We start from the raw sequence: 14,281 nt of genomic DNA, 5'->3' as shown, positions 1-14,281 counted from the left end.
TGTGACGTGGCGTTGAACGCACGAATAAAATGCAATCCATGCGTCTTCCGCCATCCCTCAGCGGGACTACGTTTCTGATCGGCCATAGAAGAGCCATCAGAACGGGAGTCCACGATGAAGAACGCCACCGCGGAACGGGATGGGCCAGTCGCTGGAAAAATGGGACGCACGTCCTCGGCCCGGTGGGCGCTCGCCAGCCTTTCGCTCGCCGTGCTGCTGTCGTCGCTGGGCACCAGCATCGCCAACGTCGCCCTTCCGACGCTGGCGCGGGCGTTCACCGCCTCGTTCCAGGAAGTTCAGTGGATTGTCCTGGCGTACCTGCTGGCCATCACCACCCTGATCGTCAGCGTGGGGCGGCTCGGGGACGTCGTGGGACGCAAGCGGCTGCTGCTGTCCGGGATCCTCCTGTTCACCGTGGCGTCGGCCCTGTGCGGCGTCGCGCCCACGCTCTGGATGCTGATCGCGGCGCGGGCGGCGCAGGGCCTGGGGGCGGCGGCCATGATGGTGCTCACCATGGCGTTCGTCGGCGAGACGGTGCCGCGGGAACGAACGGGGAGCGCCATGGGCCTGCTCGGCACGATGTCCGCCGTCGGCACGGCGCTGGGCCCTTCGCTCGGCGGCGTGCTGATCGCCGGGCTCGGCTGGCGGGCCATCTTCCTCGTCACGGTGCCGCTGGGCATCGCGGCGCTGCTCCTGGCGCATCGCCACCTCCCCGCCGACCGGCCGGGTGCGTCGACGAATCGGGCCGGGTTCGACGCGGTGGGTACGCTGCTGCTCGCGCTCACGCTGGCGGCGTATGCGCTGGCGATGACGATGGGGCGCGGCCGGTTCGGTACGCTCAACGTGGCCCTGCTGCTGGCGGCTGGGCTCGGGGCAGGCCTCTTCGTGCTCGCGGAGAGGAGAGCGGCGTCGCCCCTGATCCGGCTGGCGATGCTCCACGATCCCGTGCTCCGGACGGGGCTCGCCACGACCGCGCTCGTCTCGACGGTAATGATGGCGACGCTGGTGGTGGGACCGTTCTATCTCTCTCGGGCGCTGGGGCTGGAGGCGGCGCTGGTCGGTGTGGTCCTGTCCATCGGCCCGTTCGTCGCCGCGCTGACCGGTGCGCCCGCCGGCCGCCTGGTGGACCACCTGGGTGCACGACGCCTGTCCATCGCGGGGCTCCTCGGCGTGGCGGCGGGCTGCTTCACCCTGTCGATGCTGCCGGCGAGCTTCGGCGTGAGCGGCTACGTCGTCCCGATCGCCATCCTGACCGCGGGCTACGCGCTGTTCCAGACGGCCAACAACACCGCCGTAATGGCCGACATCCGCGCGGGGCAGCGAGGCGTCGTCTCGGGGATGCTCAACCTGTCGCGCAACCTGGGGCTGATCACGGGTGCATCGGTGATGGGCGCCGTGTTCGCCCTCGCCTCCGCGTCGCCCGACATCGCGACGGCGGATCCCGCGGCCGTATCCACCGGAATGCGCATCACCTTCGCAGTCGCGGGGATGCTGATCGTCGCCGCGCTCGCCATCGCGGTGGGAAGCCGCGGGCTCGCGACACGCCCCGCGCTCGCCGGATGTGCGCCATGATGCGTCGCACGCGACAGCGCGCATCGTGTGGGGAGAGTGGGAGAGGAGGAGCGTGGGATGGAGGCGATCGGATCGGCGCGGAGGAGCGCCGATCCGATCGTCTGCCGCACGGTCAGGACGCGAGCTGGGCGTCGAGGGTGATCTCGGCGTTCAGCACCTTGGATACGGGGCAGCCCGCCTTCGCCGCGAGGGCGAGCTCCTGGAACTGTTCCGCGGAGATGTCCGGAACCTTGCCGCGAAGCTCAAGGCGCACGGCGGTGATGGTCCAGTGCACGCCCTCGCTCTCCATCGTCAGGACCGCCTGCGTGCTCAGCTCCTCGGGGGGAAAGCCGGCGCCGGTGAGCTGAAAGCTGAGCGCCATGTTGAAGCAGGCCGCGTGCGCCGCGGCGATCAGCTCCTCGGGATTGGTGCCCGCGCGGCCGTCCTCGCTCTGGAACCGCATGGAGGTGGAATACGGCTGGTCCTTCAGCGCCCCGCTGAACGTGCTGATCGTTCCGGAGCCCTCGGCCCCGGTGCCGTTCCATACCGCACTGCCTCTGCGCTTGAGCATCTCGTTGTCCCGGTGGTGATGGTGTGTGTGTCCGTCTGGACGGAAGGGATCCAGCGTTCGGCTACGCCTGAACGGGCGCGGAGCAAAAGACGCTCCCCGCCACGCTACCCAGACTCACCTGTACTCCATGTGGTGACGGCGATTCAGCGCGGCGAACTCCTCGTCCGTGGGCGGGGGCCGGGGGTCGCCCGGGGCGCGTCCGATCCCCCGGAAGTAGTCGCCCGTGGATGGATCCGCGAAGATGGCGAGGAACGTGGCGGGCTCGCTCCCGGTGTTCTGGACACCGATCCAGGTATTGGGTGGAATGAACACCGTGGCACCGGCTCGCGCCTCGGTCTGCCGGTCGCCCAGCGTTACCGTGACCGTTCCTGCATGGATGAACAGGATTTCCTCGTCGTGCGTGTGCCGATGCACCGGCACGCCCGTGCCCGGGGGCAGCACCTCGGTGAGCATGAAGAGGTGCCGGGACCCCGCGACCTTCGGATCGACCTTGATCAGCGTGGGAGACTGGCGCCGGCCCAGGTAGTACAGCTCGCCCTGATCGGCTGCGAGAACCGTCCCGCCGCCCGCCGGAGCGGGAGCCGGTGGTGTGGCGCGGGTGCAGGCGACGGCGGTGGCGAGCACGCCTGCCCAGCCCAGGATCGGGTAGCGCATGGGAGACCTCGAGGGTGCGGGGATCGCGGTGGGTGGCCGGGCACCCCCGTGCACCGTCTCAGCGGCGCCTGGCCCTGGAACGGTGTCAGTTCGGCCAGGCGGGGCCACACCCCGCGGCCTGGTAGGTGTCGCTGATGTTCAGGAGCTTCCAGCGTCCGCCGCTGCGCACCAGGTGAAAGGCGTCGAAGCCGCAGTGCGTGACGGTGGTGTCGCGCCGCACCTGGTATTCGGCCCAGACGGTGGCCAGGTCGCCGCTCACGTGCACCACCGGGTTGCGGATGGGCTCGTCGATCCCGGGCTGGTTCGGCTGCGTCACCGCGGTGATGAACTGGGCGCCGGTCATCACCACCACGCGCGTTCCCCCGTCCCGCGTCGGCCGGATGAGCGTGAGGCGCGTGAGCGAGTCCACGTGCTGGTTCATCGCGGCCACGTCCTTGGCCCGCAGCGCGTCCATGAAGCTCTGGATGGCCGCGAGCACCGCCGCCTGCTCCTGCTGCGTCGTTTCGCGCGCACCGGCCTGGGCGGCCGCCGGGATGGACGAGGGCGCGGGCGACGGCGCGGAAGACGTCTGCGGCTGGCAGGCGGCGAGCAGGGGGAGCAGCAGGAGAGACAGATGGAGTCTGCGCATGTGCGTAGCTGGGTGCGAGGAAATGGATCGTGCCACCTGGCCCAAGGCGGCCAGGGGACGGTTGTCCGCTGGGGCACGTGAAAGCTACGGGGGAAGCCGCGAGCCGCCAGTGCCCACCACGTCGGCGGGCGGGACTTCGGCGGCGTTCATCCTACCGGTTGGATTTGCTTCGCCCCTGCCCGGGGGTTTCGCCGTTGCGGCGCTCGCTTCGATTTTTCGAGCCGGGCTTGTCGACGGCAGGAGGCAGGCGGGTGAGGGGGCGCGAGTATGTGAGGGGGCGCGAGTATGTGAGGGGCGCGAGTAGGTTGACGCCAGCAGCGCATTCGGCTATCCTGCGGGCAGAATCTTGACCGGTTCAACATGGGCTCCGGAAGGAGCCGAAACGAAAGAGAGGAATCTTATGGCGGAAGCCGAACTGACCAACCTGCTACCCGGCCTTACCAACGCAGCCGAGCGCCTCAATCGAGCCTCGGACACAGCCAATACCATAATCTCGAGTGTCGAAGCTCGGCTAGTTTCTGCTAACATCGGGATTGAGGTCTGGCTGTCGGAAGCTCTGAACTCCACTGACGCGGTAGAACCGAATCCAGGTGAGATGTCGTGGATCTCGCAGTTCCTTGGGTTCGCTAAAGTGAATGGAAGTTGGTGCTTGGCAGTTAAGTCCACGCGTTTCGTAAGCGGGTTCTTTGAAGGCAATACAGCATGTCCCTACCACCAGGAGTTCCTGGCCGCCGCTCCAACTCCGCTGTCTCAGGCTCCGCGTGCTGTCCGGATTGCGGCTTTGGAGTATTTGCCGAATCTCGTGGAACGTCTCATCGCGGAGGCCACCCGCTACGCGGAAAGCATTGAGAGAGTACAAGCAGTGAACTGAGATCCCAGGGTGGCCCATTCGCTCCTCCCGGTCAAGGTTCCGGGCCACCCATTCTCAACCGACATAATTCCAAACACGCACGCACGACTCACTTCCCTTCCTCAATCCAGCGATAGGCGTTAACTAAGCCAGACTTTCCTGTTGCAAACTCCCGCTTGTCCTCAGCTAACACAGACTTCAAGAGCCAACCTAGATCCTTCGCGGCAGCTTCGACCGCGGATTCGTGATCCTTTCCGTGGTCGATATGCTTCGCGTACAGGGCTTGGAGAGGTGTTCCCCGCCAGTCGGCGTTTTCACCGCCGACCAAGTCCCGGGCGGCAAATTCTTCACCCCTTCGGTTCTTCACCCAGCAGTAAACGGCGCCTTGCAAAAAAGCCTTGATCAATTGTTTTTCAAATTGGTCAAGCCCGAGTACATCCCTGAGTTCTGATGCGTCTTGCAGAGCCATTTTCTGTCTCCAGGGAAAATCGATTGAGGGTTCACGGAAGGCGGAAATTCCCGACGTGTGTGCCGGAATCCATGAACGTGCTTCGACGGACGAGGCCCACCTTCGGCGTGGCACCCCGCTGGCGTCCACTCTGGCTGTCGCGCATGCTCTGCCCGAAAGCAGATGCGGGCACGGCCCAGACATCAAAGCTCCCGTCTTGCTGTTGAAAGGCACCAAAGACACGGGACAATCGTTCAAGCATTCGAAACGTCACTCCTACACTGTCTGTCTCCTGCTTTGCGCATTTTATGACGATCCGCTCGCCGCGCAGCAGACACTCATTTGATCTGTGGCTGACTAAGGTGGCCCCCAGTTGTTCCGCAAGCTTGCGGCCAGTTGCTAGGCCCCATTTGGCAGCTGCGGCTCCACTTTGTTGACCTTGTGGCATTTCCGACCTTCCCTTCGCAGGTTAGCGAATCGCGAACAATTATAGAAGCTTCGTCAGTTCACGGCTGAGGTCCAGCAAGTCCCTGCCTCGCCTCTCTGCGACTTTTGCGACAGCAGCCTCCCAGGCGGCCGGCGGTGGCCGGTATCCGCGGGTAGCAGGGTCAAGGCGTGCCCTGGCGATAGCATTCTGCGACAGGCCGAGTTCTGCTGCCAGATCCTCAGCGGTGATCCGTTCGAACAGCCTGTCAGTAGCTTCCTTGTAGTCCACGATCTTCGTCGGCGGCGGTTAAACTCTCTATTGACAAACCCTACGGTTAACGACATTATTAACCAGAGGGCACAAGAACGAGGCTGATCGCTCCTCCGCAAAGAGACACGATCAGCCTTGCACTCGCGAACCGACCCGAAGGCCGCCCGCTCACCAAAGTTGCCCTGCTGGGCGGCCGGGGTCAAGAGGATCGGAGGTCACGATGGCAAGGAAGCAGCAGGACAGCGCGCCCGCACCCGCCGCGCAGGCCGCGTATAAGGTCGTCAAGCGCGAGAAGGACCGCTGGTGGGAGGTGCGCGATCTGCAGGACGAGCTGGTGTGCGTGACGGTCTACAAGCGCGGCGCGGTCGAGGTGGTGCGCCGGCTCGCGACCTGACCCAAGGAGTCACACTCGAAGCAGCCGTGGCGGCCTTGCCGCGGCTGCTTCAGTTTTCGGCTTTTGCGCCAGTTCCCAGTGGCTGGGAACCTTCTAGCCTTGGCCCGAGCGTTGCCAAGTGCTTGCGCTTGATCAGAACTCGGCCTAATTAGACTTATCGAGCGGCACCACACGTTACGCTGTTCCGCAGGCCACGCATCTTTGACGCTCTTGCCGTTCGGCCACGAAAAGCCTGAAAGGAATCACGATGACGAAGAAAGAATTCCTCGAACATCTCTACGGTCTCGTCGATAATTTTCGGCATGAACTAGATCAGGTAGTGGGGGAAGTGAGTAGCCTTGATTTCGCCGAGCAAGCAAAACTCGCGATAAATAAGCTAAAACCCTCCGTCGTCCACTCCGTAGAGGAGGTTCGATCTTCGTTGGGACTTGCCGACGACTACACTGCAGAGCAAGCTGAACCAGGGCTATTATTCGAGGTTTTCCTCCCCAAAAAAATGAGTTACCAAGGACGGGTTTATGATGCATTGAAGCGCGGCCTGACCCCGCAAGAGGTGGTCGCTTATTTGACTCCACCAACGGAGACAGCTCGGGAGCGAATCGAAAAGTTGTTGCCAGGAAAGTTGCGGATTAAACATCAGCACGATCTCATTGATCGTCTGAAGGCCATTCAGCCTGTTTATGGAGGTTTTTCGATGTACGAGGTGGATGGCGCATTCGCGATGGGTTCTCCAGAGCCGATTGTAGAGGAACGGGTTCAAGTCATAAAGCTCCTGTTTCGCCCCAAGCATCTCTATGAACTAATCGGAAAGGAATGGAGCAATCAACGACAACGCTACTACGTGATGAATCTGCTTCGCGAGTTTGGGCAACTACCGGTTTCCTTGGTAGACGAATCTACGGTTAATGTATTTCTGGAGGGCAAGGACCTTCGGAAGGCTGGAGTTAATGAGCAGGTGGTTCGGGGGATCCTCAAAGAAAAAATCGCGTGGGGTGAGGACGTACTGTTCTTTGTGTTTGGCTACGTTGTCGGTAATGTCACCGACATCGTCGGCATCAATGAGCAGGAAATCTGGGTGACTTCGTACCGAAGTACCGTCGTGAACGTAGTGCATCGGTGATCTTCCTCGGCGCTGCTGGACGGCCTAGGGTCAAGAGGATCGGATGTCACGATGGCCAGGAAGCAGCAGGACAACGCGCCCGTACCCGTCGCGCAGCCCGCGTACAAGGTCGTCAAGTGCGAGAAGGACCGCTGGTGGGAGGTGCGCGATCGGCGGGGCGAGTTGGTGTGCGTGACAGTCTACAAGCGCGGCGCGGTAGAGGTGTTGCTGCGGCTCTCGGCGTGAGGCAGGGCAGAGTGCAGCAGCCGCGGTGAGGAATACCTCGGCTGCTGCTTGGCATTGCAATGACGTTGGTCGTCCCTCGTACCGGACCCCTACAGGGCGGGGGAGAGCCGGCGATCACTACGCGGCCGCCAGTGACGGCCGAAGATTGGAACGAACGACGTCCTCGACGATGTAGCCGGGATGCGCGCAGCCTCCTCCACCGCTGCAATCACCGGCAGCATACGGCGCTGTATGCGCGCAACCTCCCCCACCGCTGCAATCACCGGCGCTGTCCAAACCAACGAAATACGTCGATCCGAACTCGCTCTCATAGATCCCGGCGGTGGCGCGAAAGGTTGACTGCAGGAGCGCCTGATCGTCGTCACCGCGAATCCCGAAGTACGGGAAATGGTGCAAGAAGAACCCGAACGCTCGGTCGCAATCCTCGGCGTACTTCATCGTATCGAGAATGTGTGTATGCCACACCTCGTCGATAAACTCCGTCGGCACGATCGTCTCCGGACGCGCCACAGTCAGGAAGAGGAAGCGTCTGTATTCCTCTGCGCCTTGGAGAGCGCGTTCACGGGTCCAGCCGGTGCCGCCATCCGCGTGCGTGAGCTTCACCACAATCGGGTCAAGATCAAGCGCCCAAATCCGACTCTTCAGCGCCTCGCGGTCGTGCGTAAGTACCTGTTTCATGAGACTGGCTCCTGGGATGACGTGCCCCTCTAAATCGATGAACAGTCGTACCATTAAACGGCGCTCGGGTCCCCGTCAAGGAAGTTCTACCTTGGGCGGGTAGGTGATGGGCTCGAGTTGGATCGGAGGTCATGTGCCCAGAAAGCAGCAGGACAACGCCCCGCACCCGCCGCGCTGCCCGTGTACAACGTCGTTAAGCGCGAGAAGCACCGCTGGGGGGAGGTGCGCGATTCGCGGGGCGAGCTGGTGTGCGTTGCCGTCTACAAGCGCGCGGCGGTGGAGGTGGTGCAGCGGCTTGCAGCGTGACTGAAGGACTCCGGATGCAGCAGCCGTGGTGAAGTCTGCTACGACTGCTGGCGTCGTTCCGCCCAAATCGCGAATGGCACGTTCAACGTGCCCCAAATCACCCTGTGCCCTCTATTTGGGAGACACGGCGTTGGAAGACGGTGAGATGTACTCGGTCATGGATTGTGGAGAGCTGCCGGAGGTTGCGCCGCGCAGGGTCCGGCTCTACGCTGAGCGGCAGAAACAGCGAAGACCACATCAGGAGATCGAACATGCTGCGAGCAGTTTCCCTCGGCCGGGCAGCCGGCCTGGCCATCAGCCTTCTCGCCGCCCCGGTGGCCGCGCAGCAGCCGGAGGGTCCACGGCCCTACTCCGTGGGCAATCCGCTCGGCCTGCCGGCCACCGTCACGCCCGGGCGGGAGTTCGAAGCGATCTCGTCGAACGTGAAGGTCTTCGGCGCCATCTTCTCCGCCGAAAGCTGCTCGTACGACGCGGAGCGTGGGGTGATCGTGGTGCCCAACCGTGGCGTTCCGCAGAACGTTCGGGCGAACGACGCCTGGGTCTCGTTCATCAACCACGACGGGTCGGTGCACACCGCCCGGTGGATCGGGGTGCAGGGCCCGGCCGAGCGCCCGAGGCTGACGACGCCGCTGGTGCTGAACGAGCCGTTCGGCAGCGACATCGCGCGCGGCATGCTGTACGTGGCCGACCGCGACGGCGGCACCCGTGCGGACGAGCCGAGCGCCGCCGTCATCCGCCGCTTCGACCTGCGCACCGGCGTGCCGGCTGGCGAAATGCGCGTGGAGGGCGCGCCCTGGCTGAACGACATCGAGGTGGCGGACGACGGCGCGGTCTACGCCACGCAGACGGGCGACTTCGGCGACACCCCCGACCCGGCCACGTGGCGGGTGTGGAAGATCGCGCCGGACGGCACGGCGTCGGTCTTCGCGCAGGGGGCGCCGCTCCGCCAGCCCAACGGCGTCGCGATCGATCCCCAAGGCAACATCGTCGTCGCCAACATGGGCAACGACGAGGTGCTGACGTTCTCTCCGGCTGGGCGGCTGGTGAAAACGGAGAACGCGGCGCAGGCCGGCAGCGATGGCCTCGTCATCATGCCGGACGGCACGAAGTACCTGAGCAGCGTCACCCTGGGAGGCGTTTCCCGCATCCGCCCGGGCACGCCCGCAGAGCTCATCGCCCGCAACATTCCGAGCGCCGCGTCCATGTGCTACGACGCGGGCGCGAACCAGCTCGTGATTCCCATGAACCCGAACAACGGCCTTGCGTTCGTGCCGCTGCAATAAGCGGCGCCAGCAGGTCCAATCCAGAGGAAGAGAACCGACGGTGGATACGGAAAATACGAACATCACCGGCAAGGTCGTCGTCATCACCGGCGCCAGCAGCGGCCTGGGCGAGGCGACGGCCCGGTACCTTGCCGAGCGCGGCGCGACGGTCGTGCTGGGCGCGCGCCGCGCCGATCGCATCCAGGCGCTGGCCGGCGAGATCACCGGCAAGGGTGGGCAGGCGTTCGCGCTGGCCACGGACGTGACGGACGCCGCGCAGGTGCAGGCGCTGGTGGATGCCGCGGTCGAGCGATTCGGGCGGATCGACGTCATCATCAACAACGCGGGGCTGATGCCGCTCTCGCCGCTGGCCATGCGAAAGCTGGACGACTGGGACCGGACGATCGACGTCAACATCAAGGGCGTGCTCTACGGCATCGCCGCCGCACTCCCGCACATGCAGCGGCAGCAGGCGGGGCAGATCATCAACGTCTCCTCCGTCGCCGGCCACAAGGTGGGCCCGGGCGGCGCGGTGTACTCGGCATCGAAGACCGCCGTGCGCGTGATCACCGAGGGGCTACGGCAGGAGGTGAAGCCGTGGAACATCCGCACGACCATCATCTCGCCCGGCGCCGTCGCGACGGAGCTGCCGCAGAGCGTCACTGAGCCGGAGATCGCCGCGGGGGTCGGCCAGTTCTACGCGGCGGTCGCGATTTCCGCCGACTCGTTCGCGCGGGCCGTGGCGTTCGCGATGAGCCAGCCCGAGGACGTGGACATCAATGAAATCCTGTTCCGCCCCACGCGGCAGGATCTGTGACGATGCAAACGCGCACGCTGGGGCGCAGCGGCCTGGAGGTTTCCGCGCTGGGCCTGGGCTGCATGGGGCTGAGCTTCGCCATGGGCCCCGCGGTGGAGAGGCAGCAGGCGATCGCGCTGATCCGCGCGGCGGTGGAGCGCGGCGTGACGTTCTTCGATACCGCGCAGGTCTACGGCCCGTTCACGAACGAGGACGTCGTGGGCGAGGCCCTGGCTCCCGTCCGCGAGCAGGTGGTGATCGCCACCAAGTTCGGCTTCGATTTCGACGCGGATGGCAAGCCGACCGGCGCGCTCAACAGCCAGCCCGCGAGCATCCGCCGCACGACCGAGGATTCGCTCCGGCGGCTGCGCGTGGAGACCATCGACCTGCTCTACCAGCACCGGGTGGACCCGCAGGTGCCCATCGAGGAGGTCGCGAGAACGGTCAGGGAGTTGATCGCAGAGGGAAAGGTGCGGCACTTCGGCCTGTCGGAGGCGGGCGTGCGCACCATCCACCGCGCGCACGCCGTTCAGCCCGTCACGGCGCTGCAGAGCGAGTACTCGCTGTGGTGGCGCGAGCCCGAGGAGGAGATCCTGCCCGTGCTGGAGGAGCTGGGGATCGGCTTCGTTCCCTTCAGCCCGCTGGGCAGGGGCTTCCTGACGGGAAAGATCGACGAGAGCACCACGTTCGACAGCAACGATTTCCGCAACACCGTCCCGCGCTTCTCTCCCGAGAACCGCAAGGCGAACCAGGCGGTGGTGGACCTCCTCGCGAGGATCGCGGGGGAGAAGCAGGCCACGCCCGCGCAGGTGGCGCTCGCCTGGCTGCTGGCGCAGAAGCCGTGGATCGTGCCGATTCCCGGCACCACCAAGCTGCATCGCTTGGAAGAGAACCTGCGAGGCGCCTCCGTGGAGCTGACGCCCGACGACCTGCGGGAGATCGAGAACGCCGCGGCCCACATTGCCGTGCAGGGCGAGCGGTACTCCGAAAACTCACAAAAGATGGTCGACCGCTGACGTCCCACCACTCGAACCGGAGAACATCGCAATGTCGATGATCACCAACGCGCTTCCCGCGGGCGCCATCGTGCTTCCGCCGGGGGAGGGCCGCCGCTATCCCTGCGGCCCCATGCACAGCGTCTTCCTGGCCGATGGCGAGGAGCCCGGCGACCGGTACTCCGTATCCATCTGGTGGGTAGACGCGGGGCGGCCCGGGCCCGGCGCCCACTCGCACGAGGCCAACGAAGAACTGTTCTACGTAATCGAGGGAACGATGACCTTTCGCGTGGGCGACCAGCACGTGGACGCCACCGCGGGCACCTTTCTGCGCATTCCAGCCGGCGTGACTCACGATTTCGAGAACCGCACCGCCACCCGCGCGGGGGCGCTGAACGTGTTCATCCCCGGCGGATTCGAGGCGAACATGCCCGCGATCGTCGACTGGTTCCGCACGGCCGAGCAGGCGCAGGTGGGCCCATGACGGGCGCGGCGGCATCGCGGCCGCGCGTGATCTGCCACATGATGGCCTCGGTGGATGGGCGCATTCTCACCGACGGCTGGCCGCAATCCGACGAGGGGCGGCGCCAGTACGAGGTGGTGCACAAAAGCTACGAGCCGGATGCGTGGCTCTGCGGCCGCGTGACGATGGAGGCGCACTTTTCCCAAGGTGTACGCTCCGACGCCGAGATCGCGCGCGAGCACGACGGCGCGCCGCGGGAGGACTTCCGCGCGCCGGGCGAGCACGAGTCGTTCGCCTTCGCGGTGGATTCCAGCGGGCGCCTGGCGTGGGACACCAACGACATCGACGGCGACCACGTGGTGGCCATCCTCTCGGAGCGCGTGTCCGATGAGTACCTGGCGTTCCTCCGCGAGCGCGGCGTCTCGTACATCCTGGCCGGGGAGCGCCAGGTGGATCTCTCCGTCGCGCTGGAGAAGATCGCCTCCGGTTTCGGCGTGCGGACGCTGATGCTGGAGGGCGGCGGCACGATCAACGGCGGGATGCTGCGGGCGGGGCTGGTCGACGAGGTGAGCGTCCTTCTCGCGCCGGTGGTGGACGGGCGGATGGGAACGCCGGCGCTCTTCGACTTCGACGAGGACGAGGCGCGGCGGTACCGGCTGGCGATCGACTCCGTGGAGCGGCGCGCGGACGACGTCCTCTGGCTGCGCTACCGCGTTGAGCCGCGGTAAAGCCGATGGCAGTCCATCCCATGCAGCCATCCGACGCTCCGGCCGCAATCGTCCGCCCCGCGACTCCCGCGGACGTCCCTGCCCTGGGGCGGCTCGGCGCACTTCTCGTCTACGTGCACCACGCGTTCGACGCGGCGCGCTTCATTGTGCCGCCGCCGGACATCGAGGATGCGTACGCCGCGTTCCTGGGCGCGCTGCTCGACGATCCGGACGCCGTCGTCCTGGTGGCGGAGCGGGATGGTAGCGTGGTCGGCTACACGTACGCGGCGATCGAGGGCACCGACTTCCTGGCGCTGCGGGGCCCGGCCGGCGTGCTGCACGACCTCGCCGTCGATCCCGCCCATCGCGCGCACGGCATCGGCCGCATGCTGGTGGATGCGACGATCGCGGCGCTCCGGGCCCGGGGCGTTCGCCAGGCCGTGCTCTTTACCGCGGTGCAAAACGAATCCGCACAGCGCCTGTTCGCGCACGCCGGCTTCCGGCCGACGATGATCGAGATGACGCGCGAGTTGGACGACGAGGTTCGATAGGGCTCTTCGCATGCCTCGGCTGGCCCCTCCCCCGGCCCCTCCCCGCATGCTGCGCATGCGGAGAGGGGAGAACTTCATACCGGGTGGAGGCTGAGTGGTGCGCATGCGGCGGGCGCCCCCCATCCCCAGCCCTTCCCCCGCAAACCGCGCGGGGGAAGGGAGCCAGCCCGGTGCGCGCTTTTAACTCTGTGCCGCACCACGACCTGTCATCCTGAGCCCCAGGCGCGCTGAACCATCCCGCGCACCGTGCTTCGCGGGGCGCAAGGATCCAACATTGGGCACGCAACAGCCTGGGCGCGGCAGCGGTCACCCGGGCAGAGGCCGCGACTTTGGAGCGTTTCGAAACGAGCCGGCGCATGCCTCGGCTGCCCTCTCCCCCGACCCCTCTCCCGCAAGCGGGAGAGGGGAGAATTCGATCGCGCTTCGGCAGGCCTCGCGCGCTCGACTGCGCGTGCAGTCCGCGCAGGCGGACTTCGGGCCGTGGTTGCCGCGACTTCAGTCGCCTCCAGCAGCGCCCGCCCGCAGGTTCGGCTCCTCCACGGGGTCGGGGCCGGAGGCCGCGGGGGTAGCGCGGGGGGACGGCTTCCCTGCCCGGCCGTACGCGATCTGGCTGACCCCCAGCACCCATCCCAGCGACGCGCACCATCCCGCCGCCACGTCAGAGGGATAGTGGACGCCCAGGTAGACGCGCGAGAACCCCACCAGGAAGGTGAAGGCGCCCCCCAGGATGATGGCCCACCAGCGCCACCGCGTGGGCCACGCGAGCACCGCCAGCGCGGCGACGAGCGCCATGCTCCCCATCGCGTGCCCGCTGGGAAAGCTGTAGGTGTGCTCGGGCGCGGGGGACGGAGAAAGCCACAGGTCCGGCCGGTCGCGGCGGAAGAAGAGCTTGGCACCCTGGTTCAGCGCGCCCGCCCCGCACATGGCGACCGCGAAGAACAGCGCGTTGCCGCGGCGGCGCACCACCAGCAGCGCGACAAAGATCACGGCCGCCAGGGGAAGCACCCCGTACGCGTGCCCGATGTCGCTGATGAACGCCATTGCGGCATCGCGCCCCGGGGTGTGCTGGGTACGCGCCCAGTGCAGGATCGGGGTGTCCCACGCCAGCCCGCCGTCGTCCCACACGTCCTCGGCCAGCGTGCCGAAGATGGCCAGCGGCAGGCCCACCAGCGCAAACAACTCGAGAAGGCGCTGCCAGCGCGCACGAACGAAGCGGGCCAGCGCCCGCGCGATCCCCAGCGCGGCGCCCCTCACCTGGGATGCGCGAGGGGCGGATTGGATGTCGGTCAAGTCGGCCGGCCTGCACACGGCGTGGAGAGGTGGTACCACCGGATGCGTGGCGCTCCTGCAGGAAAGTGGCCGCGGAGCGGCCCGGGCGGAATCTT

Annotated in this window: 18 protein-coding genes; 12 read left to right on the top strand and 6 right to left on the bottom strand. The window is 66.1% G+C overall.

Translation table 11 applies throughout. From position 1 onward, the window contains the following. Positions 1 to 114: 114 nt before the first annotated feature. Entirely contained in the window at positions 115 to 1,572 is a 1,458-nt protein-coding gene (locus tag VGB24_RS05140) for an MFS transporter (protein ID WP_349263894.1), read from the top strand. Between the two features lie 112 nt (positions 1,573 to 1,684). On the opposite strand, the gene VGB24_RS05135 is transcribed toward VGB24_RS05140, so the two are convergent. The 3 genes from VGB24_RS05135 to VGB24_RS05125 all read right to left on the bottom strand — a co-directional run bounded on the left by VGB24_RS05135 (position 1,685) and on the right by VGB24_RS05125 (position 3,404). Beyond that, the gene (locus VGB24_RS05135; RefSeq protein ID WP_331071888.1) at positions 1,685 to 2,122 is read right to left on the bottom strand and encodes an OsmC family protein; all 438 of its coding nucleotides are present in this window, start codon (positions 2,120 to 2,122) and stop codon (positions 1,685 to 1,687) included. A 114-nt stretch (positions 2,123 to 2,236) separates the two neighbouring features. Beyond that, the gene (locus tag VGB24_RS05130; RefSeq protein WP_331071887.1) at positions 2,237 to 2,776 is read right to left on the bottom strand and encodes a cupin domain-containing protein; all 540 of its coding nucleotides are present in this window, start codon (positions 2,774 to 2,776) and stop codon (positions 2,237 to 2,239) included. Between the two features lie 85 nt (positions 2,777 to 2,861). Continuing rightward, positions 2,862 to 3,404, bottom strand: coding sequence for a nuclear transport factor 2 family protein (locus tag VGB24_RS05125; RefSeq protein WP_331071886.1), 543 nt, complete (start codon positions 3,402 to 3,404; stop codon positions 2,862 to 2,864). A 400-nt stretch (positions 3,405 to 3,804) separates the two neighbouring features. Here VGB24_RS05125 and VGB24_RS05120 point away from each other — a divergent pair, with 400 nt between their 5' ends. Further along, a complete protein-coding gene (locus VGB24_RS05120) occupies positions 3,805 to 4,275 on the top strand; it encodes a hypothetical protein (RefSeq protein WP_331071885.1) in 471 nt (156 codons plus the stop codon). A gap of 88 nt (positions 4,276 to 4,363) precedes the next feature. Here VGB24_RS05120 and VGB24_RS05115 read toward each other — a convergent pair whose 3' ends face one another. Next, positions 4,364 to 4,723 (bottom strand): hypothetical protein, encoded by a 360-nt coding sequence (locus VGB24_RS05115; RefSeq protein WP_331071884.1) that lies wholly within the window; start codon positions 4,721 to 4,723, stop codon positions 4,364 to 4,366. An 896-nt stretch (positions 4,724 to 5,619) separates the two neighbouring features. Here VGB24_RS05115 and VGB24_RS05110 point away from each other — a divergent pair. The 3 genes from VGB24_RS05110 (at position 5,620) to VGB24_RS05100 (ending at position 7,138) form a co-directional block, all read left to right on the top strand. Further along, positions 5,620 to 5,793 (top strand): hypothetical protein, encoded by a 174-nt coding sequence (locus tag VGB24_RS05110; protein ID WP_331071883.1) that lies wholly within the window; start codon positions 5,620 to 5,622, stop codon positions 5,791 to 5,793. A 247-nt stretch (positions 5,794 to 6,040) separates the two neighbouring features. Further along, positions 6,041 to 6,913: a hypothetical protein gene (locus VGB24_RS05105; RefSeq protein ID WP_331071882.1), complete on the top strand. Its 873-nt coding sequence runs from the start codon at positions 6,041 to 6,043 to the stop codon at positions 6,911 to 6,913. A gap of 51 nt (positions 6,914 to 6,964) precedes the next feature. After that, complete coding sequence (locus VGB24_RS05100) at positions 6,965 to 7,138, top strand: hypothetical protein (protein WP_331071881.1); 174 nt, start codon at positions 6,965 to 6,967, stop codon at positions 7,136 to 7,138. Positions 7,139 to 7,255: 117 nt separating this feature from the next. Here the strand turns inward: VGB24_RS05100 and VGB24_RS05095 are convergent, their stop codons facing one another. Further along, positions 7,256 to 7,816 (bottom strand): hypothetical protein, encoded by a 561-nt coding sequence (locus VGB24_RS05095; RefSeq protein ID WP_331071880.1) that lies wholly within the window; start codon positions 7,814 to 7,816, stop codon positions 7,256 to 7,258. A 180-nt stretch (positions 7,817 to 7,996) separates the two neighbouring features. On the opposite strand from VGB24_RS05095, the gene VGB24_RS05090 reads away from it, so the two are divergent. The 7 genes from VGB24_RS05090 to VGB24_RS05060 all read left to right on the top strand — a co-directional run bounded on the left by VGB24_RS05090 (position 7,997) and on the right by VGB24_RS05060 (position 12,896). Continuing rightward, the gene (locus VGB24_RS05090; protein ID WP_331071879.1) at positions 7,997 to 8,122 is read left to right on the top strand and encodes a hypothetical protein; all 126 of its coding nucleotides are present in this window, start codon (positions 7,997 to 7,999) and stop codon (positions 8,120 to 8,122) included. A gap of 251 nt (positions 8,123 to 8,373) precedes the next feature. Then, entirely contained in the window at positions 8,374 to 9,405 is a 1,032-nt protein-coding gene (locus tag VGB24_RS05085) for a hypothetical protein (protein WP_331071878.1), read from the top strand. A gap of 40 nt (positions 9,406 to 9,445) precedes the next feature. Next, positions 9,446 to 10,201 carry an SDR family oxidoreductase gene (locus VGB24_RS05080; protein ID WP_331071877.1) on the top strand — a complete coding sequence of 252 codons (756 nt, stop codon included), beginning with the start codon at positions 9,446 to 9,448 and terminating at the stop codon, positions 10,199 to 10,201. Positions 10,202 to 10,203: 2 nt separating this feature from the next. Next, entirely contained in the window at positions 10,204 to 11,196 is a 993-nt protein-coding gene (locus tag VGB24_RS05075; protein WP_331071876.1) for an aldo/keto reductase, read from the top strand. A 31-nt stretch (positions 11,197 to 11,227) separates the two neighbouring features. Beyond that, positions 11,228 to 11,659, top strand: coding sequence for a cupin domain-containing protein (locus VGB24_RS05070; protein WP_331071875.1), 432 nt, complete (start codon positions 11,228 to 11,230; stop codon positions 11,657 to 11,659). Further along, complete coding sequence (locus tag VGB24_RS05065) at positions 11,656 to 12,366, top strand: RibD family protein (RefSeq protein ID WP_331071874.1); 711 nt, start codon at positions 11,656 to 11,658, stop codon at positions 12,364 to 12,366. Before VGB24_RS05070 ends, VGB24_RS05065 begins: the two co-directional genes overlap by 4 nt. A gap of 20 nt (positions 12,367 to 12,386) precedes the next feature. Next, positions 12,387 to 12,896: a GNAT family N-acetyltransferase gene (locus tag VGB24_RS05060; protein WP_331071873.1), complete on the top strand. Its 510-nt coding sequence runs from the start codon at positions 12,387 to 12,389 to the stop codon at positions 12,894 to 12,896. 495 nt (positions 12,897 to 13,391) lie between these two features. On the opposite strand, the gene VGB24_RS05055 is transcribed toward VGB24_RS05060, so the two are convergent. Next, positions 13,392 to 14,186 (bottom strand): phosphatase PAP2 family protein, encoded by a 795-nt coding sequence (locus VGB24_RS05055; protein WP_331071872.1) that lies wholly within the window; start codon positions 14,184 to 14,186, stop codon positions 13,392 to 13,394. Positions 14,187 to 14,281 lie beyond the last annotated feature (95 nt).

The organism is Longimicrobium sp., assembly GCF_036399935.1.
Classification (GTDB): domain Bacteria; phylum Gemmatimonadota; class Gemmatimonadetes; order Longimicrobiales; family Longimicrobiaceae; genus Longimicrobium.
Note: the sequence above shows the minus strand (reverse complement) of the source record. Positions and strands in the feature narration are given on the sequence as shown.